Raw genomic sequence first — 18,082 nt, forward strand, 5'->3', positions numbered from 1 at the left:
TGCCAAAGAAAAACAAACTTAACAAATGAACCGTTTGCACCGATGCTGGTTGGCAATGCGTCGCCTCGTCGCGCCACCTTCATAGGAGAACAACAACATGCATGAAGTCGTCATCGTCGCCGCCACCCGTACCGCCATCGGCAGTTTTCAGGGCGCTCTGGCCAGCGTGCCAGCCGTCGATCTGGGCGCTGCGGTGATCAAGCGTCTGCTCGAACAGACCGGGCTGGACCCGGCGCAGGTCGATGAGGTGATCCTCGGCCAGGTGCTGACCGCCGGTGCCGGGCAAAACCCGGCGCGTCAGGCTGCGGTCAAGGCCGGCTTGCCGTTCAGCGTGCCGGCGCTGACCCTGAACAAAGTCTGCGGCTCGGGCCTCAAGGCCTTGCATCTGGCCACTCAGGCGATCCGCTGCGGCGATGCCGATGTGGTCATAGCCGGCGGCCAGGAGAACATGAGCCTGGCGCCCTACGTCATGCCCTCCGCCCGCACCGGTCAGCGCATGGGCCATGGCCAGTTGATCGACAGCATGATCAGCGACGGCCTGTGGGACGCCTTCAACGATTACCACATGGGCATCACAGCCGAGAACCTGGTCGACAAGTTCGACATCAGCCGTGAACAGCAGGACGCCTTTGCCGCCGAATCCCAGCGCAAGGCCGTCGCCGCCATCGAGGCCGGGCGTTTCAAGGACGAAATCACGCCCATCGTGCTGCCGCAGAAAAAGGGCGAGCCAAAGGTGGTCGAGCGCGATGAGCAACCCCGCCCCGAATCCACCGCCGAAGCACTGGCCAAACTGCGCCCGGCGTTCAAGAAAGACGGCAGCGTCACCGCCGGCAACGCCTCCAGCCTCAACGACGGCGCTGCGGCGGTACTGCTGATGAGCGCGGCCAAAGCCACCGAGCTGGGCCTGCCGGTGCTGGCCAGGATTGCCAGCTACGCCAGTGCAGGGGTCGACCCGGCGATCATGGGCATTGGCCCGGTCTCGGCCACCCAGCGCTGCCTGGCCAAAGCCGGCTGGCAGTTGGCCGATCTGGACCTGATCGAAGCCAACGAAGCCTTCGCCGCGCAGGCGCTGGCGGTGGGCAAGTCGCTGGAATGGGATGCCGACAAGGTCAACGTCAATGGCGGCGCCATTGCCCTCGGTCATCCAATTGGCGCATCCGGTTGCCGCGTGCTGGTGACCCTGCTGCACGAGATGATCAAGCGTGATGCCAAGAAAGGCCTGGCGACCCTGTGCATTGGTGGTGGTCAGGGCGTGGCGCTGGCGATCGAGCGCTAGGTCGGCGTTTGCGTGAACCGGGCTGGCGGCGTGTGCCGGCAGCCTGGTTGCTCAAGAAGGTTCAGAAGCGCTCGTCAGCGATGGCTGGCAGAGTCAGCTCACGCACGTAGCTGGCTGGCGACAAGCTGAGCAATGTGCGCACCATCAGCACCACATCGTGCACCGGAATCAACTCCCCTGCCCCGCGTGCTGCGGCTTCGGCCAACGGCACTTCAAGGCCGTCTTCGGTATTCAGGTAGCCGAGATTGAGGCAAGTGACGCCGAGCTGTTGATCTCGGTAGCCTTCGCGCAGCGCTTCGGCGATACCGCGCAAGGCGAATTTCGATGCGCCAAAGGTAACTTCGGGGCGACCGCTCTGACTCAGGCCGGAGGTCGAGCCGGTGAGGATGATTCGCGGCGCTTGGCTGCGCAACAGAACCGGCAGCAGACGTTTGATCAGCAGGATTGTCGCGGTGATATTGCAGCTGACCATGTGCTCCAGCTGCTCATCATCGTCGCTTGAAAAACTGTAGCCGGCTTCGAACGCCTGCGTTTCCCACAAACCAAGGTTGTAGATCAGGGCATCGATACCGCCCGCCTCTACTGCATGTGCAATCTGCTGGGCCGCCAACTTGGGCTGGCCCATGTCCGCTGCGATCCACTGCACTGCTATGCCATCGCGAACCGGCAACGGTTCAGGCTGCGTGCGTGACACCCCGATCAGCGTATCGCCCGTTGCTCCCAGTCCGTCGATCAATGCCTTGCCCAGCCCTTTGCTGGCACCCACCACTAGAACTTTCATCCCAACACTCCCTGTAGGCCGGATAGCCGAGCGGCATCGAAACAGAACTCGGCAGGTGCGGCAAAGCCAGGTTGTATCTGGATATGAGCAGTGGCTCGCCTGCTACGCGGCACAAGCCTGGGCTACGTCCGATTGGTTGAGCGCCTTGGTCAGCAGTGCTACCTGCTGGCACTTGTCGGCGGCGAGGGCGAGCTCATTGTTGAGCTCGGCATCATCTTGCGCGTCAGCGCTGTGCAGCAGCGGGCAAGACGGCGCTACCCACAACCGGTCGCCAAGGCGCTCGGCGGCGAGGCGCAGGACGTGCAGCGCATCGTCCAGATTCCAGTGCCCGCTGTTGCGGCCACTGACTACGCCCAGCGAAAGCACCTTGTACGCCGGCAGGCGATCAAGAATGGTCGGGAATTGTTCAGGGGCCTGCACCAGGTCGATGTGCAGGCCGTCGACCGGGAGATTGGCGGCCAGGCCGAGGTTGGCGTTCAGGCCGCCAAAGTAGGTCGCGACCAGCTTTTTCAGCGGCGCCCGCTGGAGGATGTTGTAAACCCGCTCGTAGGCATTCTTCCAGGCCTGTGGCAGTTCCAGCGCCAGGATCGGTTCATCGATCTGTACCCACTCCACACCTTGCGCAGCCAGCTGGTTGAGGATCTGGTCGTACAGCGGCAGCAGGCGATCAAGCAATTCCAGTTTGTCGAAGTCGCCACCTTGGCATTCACCCAGCCACAGGTAAGTCAGCGGGCCGAGCACGACTGGCTTGACGGCATGGCCGAGCGCTTTGGCCTCGTTTACCTCTTCAAGCAGTTGCTCCCAGTTCAGGGCGAACTGCTGATCAACGCTGAGCTGCGGGGCAAGCTGGTGGCTATTGCTGTCGAACCACTGGGTCAGCTCCAGCGCGTGGTCGCTGACTGGCAGCAGCTCGATGCCGGCATCTTTCTGCAGCTGCCAGTGCTTGGCACGCAACTCACGGCCCACCGCACGCAGGCCGGCGTCATCCAGCGCGCCCGTGAGGAACGCCTGTTGGGCCTTCTTCAGTTCGGGATCACAGCCGATGCGTGGAAAGCCGAGGTTGTGTGCCAGTGCCATGTGAGGTGTTCCTTGCCGTTGAATTTCAATGGGGCAAGTCTGTGCGCAATGCGATGCTGAGACAAACTCATATAATTTATGATCATCTCAAGAAATTCTCATACAGCGCTTTGACGTACACCGACTTAAGATTGGCCCAGCCGCGCCATGGCATGTCTTTTCCACACCTGTCACCAGCGCAATCAGACAAGCCAACCTCACCCATCTGCCGCACAATGCCGGCCAGATCCACTGCCGGTGCCGAGCCCCGCATGAGCCTGCTGAAAACCGCGCTGCATGAGCACGCCTTCGTCTGCATCATGGAATTCGTGCCCAAGCCCTCTGCCGAGCGCTTCGCCGCGCTCGAAGCGATCATGACCCGCAAACAGCTGTGCGGCTGGCCGCTGACCGTGTCCATCGGCGACCGCGTCGGCAGCCCGCTGGACATGTCGCCGCTGGACGCCTTCAACTCGCTGACTACACCCGTGCCCGCCCTGCTGCACTTTTCCGGCAAGGCCCGCGAACGCCACGACCTGCTCAGCCAGCTGCAACACATGGATGCCGCCGGCCTCGACCAGTTGCTGATCCTCACCGGCGACCGCTTGCCCGGACATACACCCGGCCAGCAGCCAGTGCGTTATCTCGAATCCGTCGCCGCCCTGCAGATCGCCCGCCAGGCCCGACCCGACTGGCTGCTCGGTGCAGCCCTGAACCCGTTCAAGTACCGCGAAGAAGAAGGCGCTGCGCAGTATCTCAAGGCTGAGAAAAAGCTCAGTGCCGGTGCTGACTTCCTCACCCTGCAGCTCGGCTACGACGATCAAAAACATCAGGAAGCGCTGCAGTGGATGGCTCGTCAGCGCACACCGAAACCGCTGATCGCCTGCCTTATGGCGCTCACCCACGGCCGCGCGCAGATGCTCGAACACGTTGCCGGCGCCGTCGTCACGCCATCGATGCGCGATGTACTGGCTGCCGAGCTGGCGCTGTCCAAGGCGTATGCCCAGGCGCGCAGTATTCAGCGCCTGGCGTTGCAGGTGGTGGGTTTGAAATTGATGGGGTATGCCGGCGTGCACCTGTCCGGTGTGCATGAAATTACCCAGTTGCAAGCGCTGGAGGATGAGCTGGAGCAAGTGCTGGCAAGTGTTCATACCCTGGAACAATGGGCGCCTGCCTGGACTGCCAGCTGGCAGATGCCGGACCTGCCCGCAGTGACCTTCACCCCGCCCGGCGCGCATTGGCGGCTTGGCCAGTCACGGGTCAGCGCCAGCCTGCGGGAGCAGGTTCGCTATCACTTGTTGTCGAGCATGCACGGGTTGTTGTTCGGCCGCGAGAACCGGGCCAGTCGTGCGTTTGGCTGGGCTGTGACTAGACCTTTGTGGTCGAAACCTGGCGCAGCAAGCCTGCTGCATGGTCTTGAGCGCGGCATCAAAAGACCCTTGGTTGGTTGCGACACCTGCGGCAGTTGTCGCTTGCATGACACCCTCTATATCTGCCCCGAGTCCTGCCCCAAAGGCCTCGCCAACGGCCCCTGCGGCGGCACCTCGCTGAACCGCTGCGAGTTCGGTGATCGCGAGTGCGTGCATGGCGTGAAGTACCGCGTGGCCAAGACTGTGGGCGAGACCGATGTGCTGCGCGAGCGATTGATCCCTTGCGTCGAAGTCGAGAACCGCCACCGCAGCTCGTGGCCGGTGTGGTTTCAACCGGCGCCGGTGGTCAAGGTTGAGCCGGTGGTTGTGGTGCGGCGGGCTGCAGGTTCGGAGTCTGTTCAGCGTGAGGTAGCGGTTGCTGAGGTGGATAACTGACGCCGCCGACTGCGGCCTTGCAGGCCATAGCACGTTACGACAAAAGGAGCGGTTTTGATGCAACTGGCGCTAGGGCCAGGTTTGGCAGCCCACTAACTTGTAGCGGCCTGCACGGGCAAGCTAACCGTGAACGCAGTCCCCGCCACAGCATCCGAAACCATGCTCACCGTCCCGCCATGCGCCTCGGCAATTTGCTTGACAATGAACAACCCCAGTCCGACCGACCGAATCGAACCGTCATACTCATTGGCCCGCATCATGGGCTCGAACAACGTCGGGATCACCGCCTCGGCGATGTGCTCGCCATGGTTGTGAACGCTCAAGGTCGCGCCTGCTGCGGACAGGTCAGTGCTCAAGGTGATCGGAAAACTCAGATCACCATAAGCAACGCTGTTGGCAACCAGATTACCGATCATCTGCTGCAGACGATCCTGATCCACTTCAAGCGTGCCGCACCCGCGCGACACATGCCGGATGTGCGCATCAGCAAAGGCAATCCTCAGCTCACTTACACACTGGTCCACAAACTCAGGGAGGGGGACCTGATGCCGGCTGATCTTGATGCCCTGCCCAATCCGCACCGAGGCAAAATCCAGCAGGTCAACAATCATCCGCTGCGCCCGCTCGGCCGAGGTGCTGATGCCATCAAGTAGGCGCTGCTCCCGTTCGGAGCGCTGCCCATGCTCGAGCATGTGCGCGGCCATCTTGATGGCCATCATCGGGTTCTTCAGATCATGGCTGGCAATCGCGACCATCTGCTCAGCAAAGGCAGCACGCCGCTGCGCCTTCTCGAATGCCTCGGCCAATTCTGCCTTGGCCTCCTGCAACGCCGCTTCCGCAGCGATCTTCTGCGCGAGCAATTCCTCGGCACGCTGCCGAGCCGCCAGCACCGCGCGCTCGTAGCGATCGCGCTCGGCAGTGCCGAACAGCGCCAGCTCGTAACGCACACCCTCGCGGGTTTCTCGGCGCACGCCATTGAGCAGCATCGCCAGCGCATGGCCATCGTGATGGCGCAGCTCTAGCTTGACCTCCGCCACCGAGCCTTGGCTGTTGAGCAACGGCCCCCAGTGGGTGCGCTGGAACAAGCGCCCGCCCACCGTCAGCAAGTCATGGAAATTCTGCGCGTTCAACGTGGCCATGTCATAGCCAAGCCACCGGCTGAACGTCTGGTTGCAACGCAATATCGTGCCCTCCACGGTCATGACGACAAGCCCGCAAGGCGCGCGCTCGAACAACGATTCGTCACAGACCAGGAGGGTGTCATCCATGGTCGAAATCGAGCTGGGCGAGGAAGCCATCGATGGCCGCCGTGCACGCACTCGGCGCGCTCAATTGCGGGTAATGGCCCATGCCCTCGATCAGGCTCAGTTGGCTGTTGGGCAGCACGCGATTCAGGTACTTACCCACCGCAACCGGCACAACCGGATCGCGTGTGCACTGCAGAATCAGCGTAGGCGTGTCCAGCCCGACAACGTCGGCGCGGTGGTCAGCCAAGAAGATCACCCGCGCAAAATGCCGAGCGATTTGCCCATCGGTACGCTTGAAGCTGCTGAGCAACTCCTCACCCAGCGCAGGCTCCCCAGGTTCGCCCATCAACACCGGCGCCATGGTGGTTGACCAGCCCTGATAGTTGTCGTCGATGGCCTCGAGCAACGCATCGACCTCCTCAGCCAGGAAGCCACCGGCATAGTCGCCCGAGTCGATATAGCTGGGCGATCCGCCAATCATGACCATCGCCGCGACGCGCCCTGGCTGCTGGCGCTGAGCCAGGGTACCAATCATTGCGCTTGCAGAATGGCAAACCAGGATAACCGGGCCTTCGGCGTACGCGTCGATAACCTCGTTGAGGTCCGATGCGTAGCCCCACAGCGAGGAATACTTCTCAGGGTCGTATGCAGCAAGATCCGACTGGCCCGCACCAACCAAGTCGTAGCTGATCACCCGAAAACGCGAAGCAAGGTGCGGCAGCAGCAATTTCCACATGGTTTGGTCGCAACCGAAGCCATGCGAAAGGATCATGGTCGCGCTGCCGCTGCCGGAGATGTTTACGTTGTTGCGCTTTTGCAGAGTCATTCTTATCTCGATCTCGTACAGCAAAGGCCAGGCCGTGATGATCCGCACCACCTGCCACTGAGAATAGATCAGGCATTGAGGGCATGGTTCGGATCAATGATGAAGATTCAATACCCGATCACGCTTAGAGGGGCAAGGAAGGACATGGTTCTGGCGTCACTGCTGCGAGCCGGTTCTGTAGGACATATCGACTCATTGCGGACAGCCACCAGCCGCTACAATACAGCCCAGAATCACCAGCCACTGCCTGCCCTAACCAGACGCAGGCTCATGAAAAGGAAGTCAGGCAATGGATGTACCTTGCACCTCTCTGGACGAAGTCCGCCAAGGGATCGATGAAATTGACCGCAATCTTGTTTCGCTTCTCGCCAAACGGGGCCGACTCGTGACGCAAGCAGCGGCTTTCAAGAAAACCACCGATGATGTGCGTGCGCCTGCTCGGGTCGAGCAAGTGATAAGGAAGGTTCGTGAAATGGCTGACGAAACTGGCGCCTCGGCTGAGGTCGTGGAGCAGGTCTATCGTGCGATGATTTCGGCCTTCATCACTGAAGAGCTGGCCACCCATGCGAAGCTGGCTAACGAACCTTCAGTATCTTGATGACAACGCGCAGCTCATCCGAAGCCCCACCGAGCCGCTGGTACAGGTAGCGAGATAAAACTGTGGCGAAAATGCCCATCAAGGCAAAACCCCTTTCAGCACAGCCCCATCTACCGCAGGAACTCGCACACGCAGTGCAATCAGCAACGCGGCCAGCAGCATCAGCACGGCCGCCGCCACGAAGACGCCTGCGCTACCACCGAGGCTGAACATTGCCCCACCCGCGGCTGCGCCTGTGGCGATGGCCGACTGCACAGACGCTACCACCATGCCGCCAGCGCTCTCCGCTTGATCAGGGACCGCGCTGGCGACCCAGTTCGACCATGCCACCGGCACACCCCCAAAGGCCAGGCCCCAGACCGCCAGCAGTACAGCCTGCCCTGGCACCGAAGCTGGCAACAAGACCAGCGCCAGTGCCGCAACGCCTACCAACGCTGGCATCAACACCAGGGTGGCCAATGGGTGACGAGTGAGCATCCACCCGGCCACCAACGTGCCGACAAAGTTCGCCACACCAAAACCCAGCAACATCAGCGACAGGCCCTGCGGGCCAATGCCGGTCGTATCTTCGAGGAATGGCCGAATATACGTGAACATCGCGAAGTGGCCGCTGTGCACCAGCACACAACCGAACATCCCCATAGCAATGCCTGGGCGCTGCAACACTTCAAGCACTGTACGCAGGCGTGCCGGCCGACGTGGCGCAAGGCTCGGCAGCGTAAGCGACTGGAAAACCAGGGTCACCACCCCCACTGCTGCCGCTGCATAGAACGCGCTGCGCCAGCCATAGAGCCCGCCCAGATAACTACCCAGCGGGACCGCGACCACCGTCCCGACGGCGATGCCGCTGAAAATGATCGAGAGCGCTCGCGGCAACAAAGCCACGGGCACCAAGCGCATCGCCACCGCTGCCGCCATGCTCCAAAGCCCACCAAGCGCGATGCCGAGCAAGATACGCATCAACAACAGCACCGCGAAACTGGAGGAAACGGCAACCAGCAGGTTGGATGCGATCATCAACGTGGAAAACCCCAGCAACACCCAGCGCCGATCGATACTTCGAGTCAGGCCTGGCACCAACAAGCCAGCGAACAGCGCCACCACCGCTGTCATCGTTACCGCTTGGCCAGCCAGCGCTTCGGACACCCCCAGCTCGGTTGCCATCGGCGTCAACAGGCTGGCCGGAAGGTACTCAGCGGTCAGCAAGCCAAACACGCCCATCGCCAACGAGAATACGGCCATCCACGCTGGAGTTGTAGGTTCTGCATCCGGCGCGGCGCCGCGACGGCTGTCGGGTACGGCATTGCATATAAGGTCAGTCACTGCATGGATCTCCCAATCTTCAATTGCGACCGGTAGTCTAGGCGCGAGATTTCGGATGATCTATGATCTAAAAACTCAATTTTTTGATTAAAACACCGGACCGATGTCGACAGACCAATTTGCCCTCTCTTCCGACCTCATCAACGAGCTGTTGCGCGGCATGCGCCTGCGCGGTGTCGAGTACCGCCGTATCCAGGCGGGCCCAGCCTTCGGCTTGGCCTTCGCTGCCAAACCCGGGCATGCTTGGTTCCACTTCCTGGCGGTCGGCAACGCGGTGCTACGTATGGAAGACGGGACGACCTATGCGCTGTCCGCCGGTAACGCCGTCTTCATCTGCCATGGCGCGGCCCATCACTTGCTCTCGCATACGCAGGTACCCGTGCAGGACATTGATCTGTTGGACGGCGAGCCTCTCGGCGAGACCGTAAGCGCGGTGGACACCGGAACCGATCCCGGCTCCATGCCGACCACGCTGTTGTTCAGTGGATGCATGGAATTCGAATTGGGCAGCCTCCATGGCCTTGGCAAGCTGATGCCTGGCCTGATGCTTATTGACGCCGACGGCCAGCGTTACCCCGGGCTGGTGCCTATTCTCACCACCATGGAGCGCGAGGTCAGCGCCGCACGCGTTGGCTTCGCCGGCATCCTCGCGCGATTGGCCGATGTGGTCGCCGCCATGGTCGTTCGCGGTTGGGTCGAGTGCGCCTGCGGCAACGCCTCCGGCCTGGTTGCCGCTCTGCGCGATCCGCGGCTGGCAGGTGCACTTCTGGCGCTTCATCAGCAACCGGGCCGAGACTGGACCGTCGAGCAGTTGGCGGAGCAATGCAATACCTCCCGCTCGGTCTTTGCCGAGCGCTTCCAACTGACGATTGGCATGAGCCCACTGCGCTACGTTACCGAAGTGCGAATGCGGCTTGCCAGCCAGTGGCTGACGCTGGAAAGAGTACCTATTGAAGAGGTCGCGCAGCGGTTGGGCTATACGTCTCAGGCGGCCTTCAGTCGGGCGTTCAAGCGAGTTACGGGTACCACGCCTGGGTTGAGTCGCAGGTTGAGGCAGTTGGCTGCCACCTGAAGCTGAGGGGAATTGGTGCCGAGCCGGAGAGCAGCGAATGTGTCCGCGGCTGCCAACTCCAGCGCCAAGTTCTCCGACCATCTGCCGCTGTACCGGCAAGAAAGGATCTTTTGGCCGAGCAGGCTTGGCCATCCCGCGTTCAACACTGGCTCAATGGGTAGGGCAAACCGGCGTGCAGCTCCAGCCCTTGGTGAATGCGCTGCGCGGAGCTTGATGATGGTGCTGTGCCTATCGACGGTCGCTCCAACTGGTTGTTCGCCGGTTCGCTGCGCAGTGGTAAACGAGCGGCGGCTATCATGAGCTTGATCCAGTCGGCGCGCATGAACGGGCATGATCCGTACAGATACCTGAAGGACGTACTGACGCGGTTGCCAACTCACCAAGCAAGCAATCTGCACGACCTGCATCCGCACGCTTGCTCGGCTTAAGCAAAGAAGCTGCTTCCACTGAGGTATTCATATCTGTAAATTCGAATATACGAATAAACAAATATACAGGTTGGCCATGTCCTTTCAGCCCCACACTTTCTTCAAATGCCTCGGTGATGAAACTCGCGCCCGAATCATGCTGATGCTCGCTGTCGAGGGGGAGCTATGTGTCTGCGAATTGATTTGGGCGCTCGACGATCACCAACCCAAAGTGTCCCGGCACCTCGCTCAGTTGCGCACCTGCGGGCTGCTGGAAGATCGCCGTCAGGGCCAATGGATCTATTACCGCCTTCATCCAGAACTCCCTCAGTGGGCAGTGGAGGTACTCCAAACGACCCTTGAGGCTAACCATTCCTGGCTCGGCGATGACCAAGGTCGCCTTGCTTCGATGGAAGGTCGCCCAGTACGCCAGGCTTCCTGCTGCTAAGTGTTTCTGGAGAACTGACATGCTGTTGGCAATTTCAATATTTCTGGTCACGCTGGTACTGGTGATCTGGCAACCCCGTGGACTTGGCGTTGGCTGGAGCGCGTCTGCCGGGGCGGTACTCGCATTGTTGACCGGTGTCATCACGCTCAGCGATATCCCAGTGGTCTGGCACATAGTGTGGAACGCCACGGCAACGTTCATCGCGGTGATCATCATCAGCCTTCTGCTGGATGAGGCGGGCTTTTTCGAGTGGGCAGCACTTCATGTGGCTCGCTGGGGAGGAGGCAGCGGCGCACGCCTGTTTGCACTGATGGTGCTCTTGGGGGCAGCGGTTTCGGCCCTGTTTGCCAATGACGGCGCAGCATTGATACTGACTCCCATCGTGATCGCGATGCTGACCGCGCTCCGCTTCAGTCCAGCGGCGACCTTAGCTTTCGTGATGGCTGCCGGTTTCATTGCCGACACTGCCAGCCTGCCGCTGGTTGTCTCGAACTTGGTGAACATCGTCTCTGCCGACTTTTTCGATATCGGATTCGCCCGGTACGCCTCGATCATGTGGCCGGTGAATCTGGTCAGTGTCGTGGTGACCCTGAGCATGCTCTGGTTGTTTTATCGAAAGGAGGTGCCGCAGGCGTATTCGCCCGAGCAACTAAAGCGGCCAGAAAAAGCCATCAAAGATCGCCATACGTTCCTTGCAGGCTGGTGGGTGCTGGTACTTCTGTTGCTCGGGTTATTCGTCCTTGAGCCGCTTGGTATTCCTGTCAGTGCTGTCGCCGCCGCATGCGCCTTGGTGCTGCTGATCATTGCCGCAAAGGGGCATGTGATCTCGACACGCAAAGTGATGTTCAACGCCCCCTGGCAAGTCGTCCTGTTTTCGCTTGGCATGTATCTGGTGATCTACGGGCTGAAGAATGCCGGGCTGACTGAAGGACTCAGCTCGCTGCTTGGCACCTTCGCCGACCATGGCCTGTGGGCTGCCACGCTGGGTACCGGTTTCACCGCCGCGTTGCTTTCATCCGTGATGAACAATATGCCCAGCGTGCTGATCGGTGCCTTGTCGATCCAGGGCAGTGGGGTATCGGGACTCGCACACGAGGCCATGGTGTACGCCAACATCATTGGCTGCGACCTCGGCCCGAAGATCACCCCCATCGGCAGTTTGGCCACGCTGCTCTGGCTGCACGTCCTGGCCCAGAAAAACATCCGCATCACCTGGGGTTACTACTTCAAGGTTGGCTGCGTACTCACCTTTCCCATTTTGCTTACGACACTGGCAGCACTTGCCGTGCGCTTGAGCATCAGCGCTTAGGAGTTGCTTTATGAAGATTCTGTTCATGTGTACGGCCAATAGCTGTCGTAGCGTCCTGTCCGAGGGGCTGTTCAACCATGTCGCCCCAGACGGCTTCACGGCCATCAGTTCGGGCAGCTTCCCGAGCGGCAAACTCAATCCGCGAGCGGTGAGCACTCTGCAAGGATTGGGAATCGACACGTCCGGCCTGTACAGCAAAGGCTCGGAAGTCTTCGTAGACACACCACCCGATATCGTCATCACCGTGTGCGACAAGGCGGGCGGCGAACCTTGCCCGGTGTATTTCGGCCCGGCCATCAAAAGCCACTGGGGGCTGTCCGACCCGTCTGAGGTCGACGGCTCTGATGAGGAGGTTCAGGCCGCATTTGATGCGACCGTTGAACGTATCAAGAGGCGATTTACCGCGCTCTTCACCTTGAATCTGAAAACGCTTCAGGGCGCTGATCTGAAGCAGGCTCTGGATCGGATCGGAGCCCTGTGATGAGCGAATTTGATATGGACTCTGTCGATACTTTTCCAGCTCTTGATCTGTCGCTGATGGATATGCCGAGCGCTGAAAAATTGGGTTTTCCAGATGGTTCGAACATCAAACCACGCATTCTCCTGATCTATGGGTCGACCAGAGAGCGGTCGTTCAGCCGTCTGCTGACGCATGAAGCTGCACGTCTGCTCCAACAAATGGGTGCCGAGACGGTGATCTTCGATCCGTCCGGACTGCCGTTGCCGGATGACGCGCCAGTCGATCACCCTAAGGTGCAGGAGCTGCGCGATCTGGTGCTGTGGTCAGACGGTCAGGTGTGGTGCTCCCCGGAACGACACGGAGCGATGTCTGCGGTGTTCAAAGCGCAGATTGACTGGATTCCTCTGACCATGGGTGCCGTACGCCCCACACAGGGTAAGACTCTCGCGGTGATGCAGGTGTGCGGCGGCTCGCAGTCCTTCAATGCAGTGAACCAGATGCGGGTTCTGGGTCGGTGGATGCGCATGCTGACCATCCCGAATCAGTCGTCTGTGCCCAAGGCGTATCTGGAGTTCGACGAGGCAGATCGAATGAAGCCTTCACCGTACTACGACCGAGTAGTCGATGTGATGGAGGAACTGGTGAAATTCACTCTGCTGGTTCGCGGTCGTGAGAGCTACCTGGTGGATCGCTACTCGGAGCGAAAAGAAAGCGCGGCATCGCAGCTCGTGGCCGGTGTGGTTTCAACCGGCGGCGGTCAAAGTTGCCGAGCTGGATAACTGAAGCTGCCGACTGCGCCATACGTGGTCAACTGTAGGAGCGGCCTTGTGTCGCGAAAGGCGCGCGCAGCGGGCCCGGCGATGTCAGCGGCGGAGCTGAAATTTTTGGGGGCGCTTCGCCCCCCTTTCGCGACACAAGGCCGCTCCTACAGCGGGCCAATGCGATACAGGCTCTACCGCTCCCGCTTCATCTGCGACACCAGCGTAAACCGATCTTCCGGATGCACGGTTTCCGAAACCACCATCAGCGCGCCGTCGCCATCACGGTACTGACGAATGATGTTCAAACCCGGCGAGCCCGGCTCGGCGTTGAGGTTTTTGGCAACCTCCGGGGTCAACAGCACCGCGCGCACCTGCTGATCGACCACGTCGATATGGCGACCAAAATGGCGCTCGATCAGCGCAGCAATCAACTCGTCCGGATGCTCCTCGGCCAAGGCAATCACCTCGGCGTATGACTCCTGCGCATACACATCGGTCCAGCACAGCGGCGCACGGCGGTTGTCGGCATCTACGCGGATGCTCGATACGCAGAAGTAATGCCCGCCCGGCTCCATTCCCAAGCGCCGCGCCTGGGCGATGTCAGCCACAAAATGGCTGACGTGCTGGATGCTGCGCATCTGCGTTTCGGCCAGATGCACCAGGTCGGTCACCGAGGCCAGCGACTGCGAGTACCCGCCCTTGGGCGACACCGACTCGACCCGCGTACCCACGCGCTTGCGCCGCGAAACCAGCCCTTGGTTCTGCAACTGGGTAATCGCAGCGCGAATGGTATGGCGGCTGACCGCGTACAGCTCACATAGCTCGAATTCGGTCGGCAACAGGCTGCCTAGAGGGAATCGGCCACTGGCAATCCCGTCCATCAAGTCCTTGGCAACGAGCGCATAACGCGTCTGGTTCATACCTTCAATCAGCCCACTGGTTTAAGCGAGTTGACAGTGTACCAGCGAGGACGTAAGAATTATGTACGGACATTAAAAATATGTCCGACCAATAACAAACATATCGGGATTACTCCATGTCCAGCACCGTCTTCGACTCCGCCCTGTTCCGCGACATGTTCGGCACCGCCGAAATGCGCAACGTGTTCTCCGACAAAGCCCTGATCGAGCGCTACATCGAAGTGGAAGTCGCTCTGGCCCGTGCCGAAGCGCGCTGCGGCGTGATCCCGGCCGAAGCTGCCGAGCAGATCGCCAAGCTGTCTACCTACGACTCCCTCGACCTGGCGCTGATGCAGCACGAGACAGAAATCGTCGGCTACCCGATCCTGCCGCTGGTGGAACAACTGTCGAAGACGTGCGGCGAAGCCGGCCGCTACGTGCACTGGGGCGCTACCACCCAGGACATCATGGACACCGCCGTAGTGCTACAGGTGCGTGCGGCACTGGCGATCATCGAGCGTGATATCCAGGCCGTGCGTGGCCTGCTCGCAGATCTGGCGAAAAAATACCGTGACACGCCGATGGCAGGCCGTACCCACCTGCAGCACGCGCTGCCGATCACCTTCGGCTACAAATGCGCGGTCTGGTTGAGCATGTTCGACCGTCACGCCGAGCGCCTGGTCGAGTTGCGCCCACGGGTCGAAGTTGGCCAGTTTGCTGGCGCTGCCGGGACCCTGGCCTCGTTGGGTGACAAGGGCCTGGAAGTACAACAAGCGATGATGGCCGAACTCGGCCTGGGCGTACCGCAAGCCACGTGGCACGTCGCCCGCGACGGCTTGGCCGAGACCCTGAACTTCCTTGGCCTGGTCACCGGCTCGCTGGGCAAGGTCGCCCTCGACGTGATGATGATGATGACCAGCGAGCTGGGCGAGGTGTACGAACCCTTCGTCAAAGGCCGTGGCGCCAGCAGCACCATGCCTCAGAAACGCAACCCGATTTCCTGCGAGCTGATGTACGCCGCCGCCAAAGGTGTGCGCCAGCAAGCCGGGCTGATGCTCGACGCGATGATCCAGGACTTCGAACGCTCCACCGGCCCATGGCAGGCAGAATGGATCGCCATTCCAGAAGCCTTCGCCCTGAGCGCTGCGTCGCTGGGCCAGGCGAAATTCATGCTGGCCGGCCTGGAAGTGCGCACCGAGCGCATGCTCAAGAACCTCGACATGACCCAAGGCCTGATCGTTGCCGAAGCCGTGATGATGGGCCTGGCCCCGGCGCTGGGTCGCCAGGTAGCCCACGACGTGGTCTATGCCGCCTGCCGCATGGCCAACGACCAAGGCACCAGCCTGCTTGACGCGCTGCTGGCGCAAGGCGAAGCCACGGCACAGCTGGACATCGAAGAACTCAAGCGCCTGACCGACCCGACCAACTACATCGGCCTGGCGCCGCAGATGGTCGACATCGCCCTGGCCCGCGAGGGCAAGGTCAAACGCTGAATGTTCCCGGGGTGCGCCGCACCTCGCTGCCTATCGATTACGAATAAAAACAACGAGATCGCAGTCATGAATGCTACCGCTAAAAAACCGTTCTACAAGGATCTGACCTTTCAGGTCGTTGCCGCCATGCTGCTGGGCATTGCCTTTGGCTTCATCGCGCCGGAGCTGGCCGCCAAGTTCAAGATCCTCGGGGATATCTTCCTCAAACTGATCAAGACCGCTGTCGCGCCGCTGGTGTTCTTCACCGTGGTGCATGGCATTGCCTCCGCCGGCGACATCAAGCGCGTGGGCAAGGTTGGTGTACGTGCGTTGATCTACTTCGAAGTAGTGTCCACCATTGCCCTGGCCATCGGCCTGCTGTGGGGCAACCTGTTGCAAATCGGCTCGGGCATGCACGACGCCCACCCAAGCAGCGCAGCCACTGCGGCCTCGGCTGCAGCAGTTGCCAAAGGCCACGCGCCGGCCTCGACCCTGGACTTCATCTACGCGATCTTCCCGGACAACTTCGTCGGCGCCTTCTCCGGCGGCCAGCTCTTGCAAGTGCTGGTGATCTCGGTGCTGTTCGGCTTCGCCTTGCTGGCGCTCAAGCCTGAGCGTCGTGAAGTCATCGAAGACGGCTTGAACCGCGTCTCGGAGTGTTTCTTCGAGTTCATCAACCTGATCATGAAGTTCGCCCCGCTGGGTGCATTTGGCTCGGTCGCTTATGCCGTGGGCAGCAATGGCACTGCGGTGCTAATGTCGCTGGCCAACCTGGTGCTGATGTTCTACGTCTGCATCGCGTTCTTCATCTTCGTCGTACTGGGCGTGGTGTGTCGTGTATCGGGCTTCAGCCTGTGGCGCTTTCTCAAGTACATCAAGGATGAAATCTTCATCGTACTGGGCACCGCCTCGTCGGAAAGCGCGCTGCCGCGCCTGCTGCAGAAACTGGAGAAGTTCGGTTGCTCCAAGCAGAGCGTTGGCCTGGTGTTGCCGACTGGCTATGCGTTCAACCTCGACGGCACCTCCATCTATATGTCGTTGTGCGTACTGTTTATTGCCAACGCCTATGGCGTGCCCCTGAGCTGGGAACAACAGCTGGGTATCCTCGCCGTCATGCTGGTCACCTCCAAGGGTGCGGCAGCGGTGTCGGGCGGCAGCTTCGTGGTGTTCGCCGCGACCGTGACCGCCATTGGCAACCTGCCGGTAGAAGGTTTGGCGCTGCTGTTTGGCGTGTACCGCTTCATGTCGATGGCGATTGCGACGTGCAATACCATTGGCAACAGTGTGGCGACAGTAGTGGTATCGAAGTGGTCTGGGGAGTTCACCGAGAAGACTGCGAAGTTGGAGTACAACCGGGTACTCGGGCGTAGTCCGGAAGCGGCTCTTTAAACGGTCACGTGGTGAACTGACTGCGGTAGCGACAGGATTGATCACAGCATGCAAGCTGTTATCGGTGTTGTCGCTGCCCTGGGTTGGCGAATCGAAGAAACGGCGCCCGGCAGACCCAACTGTCTTTCAAGAGACCGAGAGATGGCCTGCGTCGTCACCGAATGGATTGCCGGTGTTGAGCAGTGCATACCTGACTGATAGCATCTGGCTATTCATCTCGATGCTCATTCAGGAAGGGAATCCATGTCAAAGAAAGCTATTTCTGCAGCGCTGGCCGCCACGGCGATGTTGACCGGCATGCAGAATGCGGTAGCGGCAGACAACCTGTTCAAAACATATGCTTACGACGCGCCGATCGCGAAATACACCGGGGTAGCAGGCTACTACGACTGTACAGCTGATATTGGAGCTCCTGCACGCTGTGTGGACGATGTGGACTTTCTGGATCAGAAGTTCACGGTAGCCCTGGTTTTCAGCAGTGACAAACTGGCGTCGGTTTCGCTGTTTGCACCCTATGATCGTGACCTGTACGCTCGCGTCATTGGAGCGCTTGCAAAGACATTTACCTTGGTGGCGCTCACTGACGGGAAATCCGTGCTGGATCTGGTTGATACCGCGCGCAAAACAAAAAACAAGGATGACTACACAGCCAAACTCACGAACTACGAGAGTGTTGCGTTGGCCGCCAACGATTTGACCTACTCTTTCGTTGAAGGGCTCACCCTCGACAAAGCGGCCACCAACCTTCAGAGCCTGATGAAGTCAGCACCTGCCAATGTCAGGGGTGCTGATTTAGTCATCTCTGGCGTGGATGACGAGTCCAGTATCATCATTAATTTTTCCTTCCCGAAACTGGATGGAAACAAGCTTGTTCAACAAGCCCAGAAGCCAGTCGAGTCGTTCTGACTACGAGCCTCCCTCTGTGTTGAGCCCCGCGATAGCGGGGCGCATTTGGG

17 protein-coding genes and 2 pseudogenes are annotated in these 18,082 nt (G+C 60.4%); 13 read left to right on the plus strand and 6 right to left on the minus strand.

From position 1 onward, the window contains the following. Positions 1-97: 97 nt before the first annotated feature. Entirely contained in the window at positions 98-1,276 is a 1,179-nt protein-coding gene (locus ACIOAU_RS22405) for an acetyl-CoA C-acetyltransferase (RefSeq protein WP_101316341.1), read from the plus strand. A 61-nt stretch (positions 1,277-1,337) separates the two neighbouring features. Here ACIOAU_RS22405 and ACIOAU_RS22410 read toward each other — a convergent pair whose 3' ends face one another. Both ACIOAU_RS22410 and ACIOAU_RS22415 read right to left on the minus strand, forming a co-directional pair. Further along, positions 1,338-2,057 (minus strand): SDR family oxidoreductase, encoded by a 720-nt coding sequence (locus ACIOAU_RS22410; RefSeq protein ID WP_103435981.1) that lies wholly within the window; start codon positions 2,055-2,057, stop codon positions 1,338-1,340. Between the two features lie 105 nt (positions 2,058-2,162). Then, a pseudogene (locus ACIOAU_RS22415) lies at positions 2,163-3,134 on the minus strand (5-methyltetrahydropteroyltriglutamate--homocysteine S-methyltransferase); the annotation flags it as partial. 251 nt (positions 3,135-3,385) lie between these two features. On the opposite strand from ACIOAU_RS22415, the gene ACIOAU_RS22420 reads away from it, so the two are divergent. Beyond that, on the plus strand, positions 3,386-4,915 hold the full coding sequence (locus ACIOAU_RS22420) for a methylenetetrahydrofolate reductase C-terminal domain-containing protein (RefSeq protein WP_401184693.1): 1,530 nt from the start codon (positions 3,386-3,388) through the stop codon (positions 4,913-4,915). 92 nt (positions 4,916-5,007) lie between these two features. On the opposite strand, the gene ACIOAU_RS22425 is transcribed toward ACIOAU_RS22420, so the two are convergent. Further along, positions 5,008-6,183 (minus strand): ATP-binding protein, encoded by a 1,176-nt coding sequence (locus ACIOAU_RS22425; protein WP_401184696.1) that lies wholly within the window; start codon positions 6,181-6,183, stop codon positions 5,008-5,010. Beyond that, positions 6,176-6,988: an alpha/beta fold hydrolase gene (locus ACIOAU_RS22430; protein ID WP_401184698.1), complete on the minus strand. Its 813-nt coding sequence runs from the start codon at positions 6,986-6,988 to the stop codon at positions 6,176-6,178. The genes ACIOAU_RS22425 and ACIOAU_RS22430 overlap by 8 nt, the downstream gene beginning before the upstream one ends. Before the next feature lie 289 nt (positions 6,989-7,277). On the opposite strand from ACIOAU_RS22430, the gene ACIOAU_RS22435 reads away from it, so the two are divergent. After that, positions 7,278-7,586, plus strand: coding sequence for a chorismate mutase (locus tag ACIOAU_RS22435; RefSeq protein WP_150570001.1), 309 nt, complete (start codon positions 7,278-7,280; stop codon positions 7,584-7,586). 78 nt (positions 7,587-7,664) lie between these two features. Here ACIOAU_RS22435 and ACIOAU_RS22440 read toward each other — a convergent pair whose 3' ends face one another. Next, complete coding sequence (locus tag ACIOAU_RS22440; RefSeq protein ID WP_401184701.1) at positions 7,665-8,909, minus strand: MFS transporter; 1,245 nt, start codon at positions 8,907-8,909, stop codon at positions 7,665-7,667. 103 nt (positions 8,910-9,012) lie between these two features. On the opposite strand from ACIOAU_RS22440, the gene ACIOAU_RS22445 reads away from it, so the two are divergent. The 7 genes and pseudogenes from ACIOAU_RS22445 (at position 9,013) to arsH (ending at position 13,384) form a co-directional block, all read left to right on the plus strand. Beyond that, positions 9,013-9,981, plus strand: a complete 969-nt coding sequence (locus ACIOAU_RS22445; protein WP_401184704.1) for an AraC family transcriptional regulator — start codon at positions 9,013-9,015, stop codon at positions 9,979-9,981. 37 nt (positions 9,982-10,018) lie between these two features. Beyond that, positions 10,019-10,195: a transposase gene (locus tag ACIOAU_RS22450; protein ID WP_401184707.1), complete on the plus strand. Its 177-nt coding sequence runs from the start codon at positions 10,019-10,021 to the stop codon at positions 10,193-10,195. Then, positions 10,191-10,409: pseudogene (locus ACIOAU_RS22455) on the plus strand (transposase domain-containing protein); the annotation flags it as partial. The gene ACIOAU_RS22450 and the pseudogene ACIOAU_RS22455, both read left to right, overlap by 5 nt. Before the next feature lie 76 nt (positions 10,410-10,485). After that, positions 10,486-10,836 carry a metalloregulator ArsR/SmtB family transcription factor gene (locus ACIOAU_RS22460; protein ID WP_401184710.1) on the plus strand — a complete coding sequence of 117 codons (351 nt, stop codon included), beginning with the start codon at positions 10,486-10,488 and terminating at the stop codon, positions 10,834-10,836. A gap of 19 nt (positions 10,837-10,855) precedes the next feature. Further along, positions 10,856-12,145 (plus strand): arsenic transporter, encoded by a 1,290-nt coding sequence (locus ACIOAU_RS22465; RefSeq protein WP_101316322.1) that lies wholly within the window; start codon positions 10,856-10,858, stop codon positions 12,143-12,145. 10 nt (positions 12,146-12,155) lie between these two features. Then, positions 12,156-12,626 carry an arsenate reductase ArsC gene (locus ACIOAU_RS22470; RefSeq protein ID WP_150569998.1) on the plus strand — a complete coding sequence of 157 codons (471 nt, stop codon included), beginning with the start codon at positions 12,156-12,158 and terminating at the stop codon, positions 12,624-12,626. Between the two features lie 14 nt (positions 12,627-12,640). Then, entirely contained in the window at positions 12,641-13,384 is a 744-nt protein-coding gene (arsH, locus tag ACIOAU_RS22475) for an arsenical resistance protein ArsH (RefSeq protein ID WP_371918910.1), read from the plus strand. 173 nt (positions 13,385-13,557) lie between these two features. Here the strand turns inward: arsH and ACIOAU_RS22480 are convergent, their stop codons facing one another. Continuing rightward, positions 13,558-14,286: a GntR family transcriptional regulator gene (locus ACIOAU_RS22480; RefSeq protein ID WP_101316316.1), complete on the minus strand. Its 729-nt coding sequence runs from the start codon at positions 14,284-14,286 to the stop codon at positions 13,558-13,560. A 116-nt stretch (positions 14,287-14,402) separates the two neighbouring features. Between ACIOAU_RS22480 and ACIOAU_RS22485 the strand changes: the two genes are divergently transcribed. From ACIOAU_RS22485 to ACIOAU_RS22495, 3 genes are all read left to right on the plus strand, one after another. Continuing rightward, a complete protein-coding gene (locus ACIOAU_RS22485; RefSeq protein ID WP_401184714.1) occupies positions 14,403-15,758 on the plus strand; it encodes an adenylosuccinate lyase family protein in 1,356 nt (451 codons plus the stop codon). Positions 15,759-15,824: 66 nt separating this feature from the next. Next, on the plus strand, positions 15,825-17,126 hold the full coding sequence (gene dctA, locus ACIOAU_RS22490; protein WP_150569994.1) for a C4-dicarboxylate transporter DctA: 1,302 nt from the start codon (positions 15,825-15,827) through the stop codon (positions 17,124-17,126). 243 nt (positions 17,127-17,369) lie between these two features. Next, entirely contained in the window at positions 17,370-18,032 is a 663-nt protein-coding gene (locus ACIOAU_RS22495) for a hypothetical protein (RefSeq protein WP_101316310.1), read from the plus strand. Positions 18,033-18,082: the final 50 nt, after the last annotated feature.

Source organism: Pseudomonas sp. NPDC088322 (assembly GCF_044740745.1).
Lineage (GTDB): Bacteria > Pseudomonadota > Gammaproteobacteria > Pseudomonadales > Pseudomonadaceae > Aquipseudomonas > Aquipseudomonas shirazensis.

Excerpts from the sequence above, each read along its gene's own strand:
- ACIOAU_RS22405 (WP_101316341.1), top strand. The coding sequence starts at position 98 with ATGCATGAAGTCGTCATCGTCGCCGCCACCCGTACCGCCATCGGCAGT.
- ACIOAU_RS22410 (WP_103435981.1), bottom strand. The coding sequence starts at position 2,057 with ATGAAAGTTCTAGTGGTGGGTGCCAGCAAAGGGCTGGGCAAGGCATTG.
- ACIOAU_RS22420 (WP_401184693.1), top strand. The coding sequence starts at position 3,386 with ATGAGCCTGCTGAAAACCGCGCTGCATGAGCACGCCTTCGTCTGCATC.
- ACIOAU_RS22425 (WP_401184696.1), bottom strand. The coding sequence starts at position 6,183 with ATGGATGACACCCTCCTGGTCTGTGACGAATCGTTGTTCGAGCGCGCG.
- ACIOAU_RS22430 (WP_401184698.1), bottom strand. The coding sequence starts at position 6,988 with ATGACTCTGCAAAAGCGCAACAACGTAAACATCTCCGGCAGCGGCAGC.
- ACIOAU_RS22435 (WP_150570001.1), top strand. The coding sequence starts at position 7,278 with ATGGATGTACCTTGCACCTCTCTGGACGAAGTCCGCCAAGGGATCGAT.
- ACIOAU_RS22445 (WP_401184704.1), top strand. The coding sequence starts at position 9,013 with ATGTCGACAGACCAATTTGCCCTCTCTTCCGACCTCATCAACGAGCTG.
- ACIOAU_RS22450 (WP_401184707.1), top strand. The coding sequence starts at position 10,019 with ATGTGTCCGCGGCTGCCAACTCCAGCGCCAAGTTCTCCGACCATCTGC.
- ACIOAU_RS22460 (WP_401184710.1), top strand. The coding sequence starts at position 10,486 with ATGTCCTTTCAGCCCCACACTTTCTTCAAATGCCTCGGTGATGAAACT.
- ACIOAU_RS22465 (WP_101316322.1), top strand. The coding sequence starts at position 10,856 with ATGCTGTTGGCAATTTCAATATTTCTGGTCACGCTGGTACTGGTGATC.
- ACIOAU_RS22470 (WP_150569998.1), top strand. The coding sequence starts at position 12,156 with ATGAAGATTCTGTTCATGTGTACGGCCAATAGCTGTCGTAGCGTCCTG.
- arsH (WP_371918910.1), top strand. The coding sequence starts at position 12,641 with ATGGACTCTGTCGATACTTTTCCAGCTCTTGATCTGTCGCTGATGGAT.
- ACIOAU_RS22480 (WP_101316316.1), bottom strand. The coding sequence starts at position 14,286 with ATGAACCAGACGCGTTATGCGCTCGTTGCCAAGGACTTGATGGACGGG.
- ACIOAU_RS22485 (WP_401184714.1), top strand. The coding sequence starts at position 14,403 with ATGTCCAGCACCGTCTTCGACTCCGCCCTGTTCCGCGACATGTTCGGC.
- dctA (WP_150569994.1), top strand. The coding sequence starts at position 15,825 with ATGAATGCTACCGCTAAAAAACCGTTCTACAAGGATCTGACCTTTCAG.
- ACIOAU_RS22495 (WP_101316310.1), top strand. The coding sequence starts at position 17,370 with ATGTCAAAGAAAGCTATTTCTGCAGCGCTGGCCGCCACGGCGATGTTG.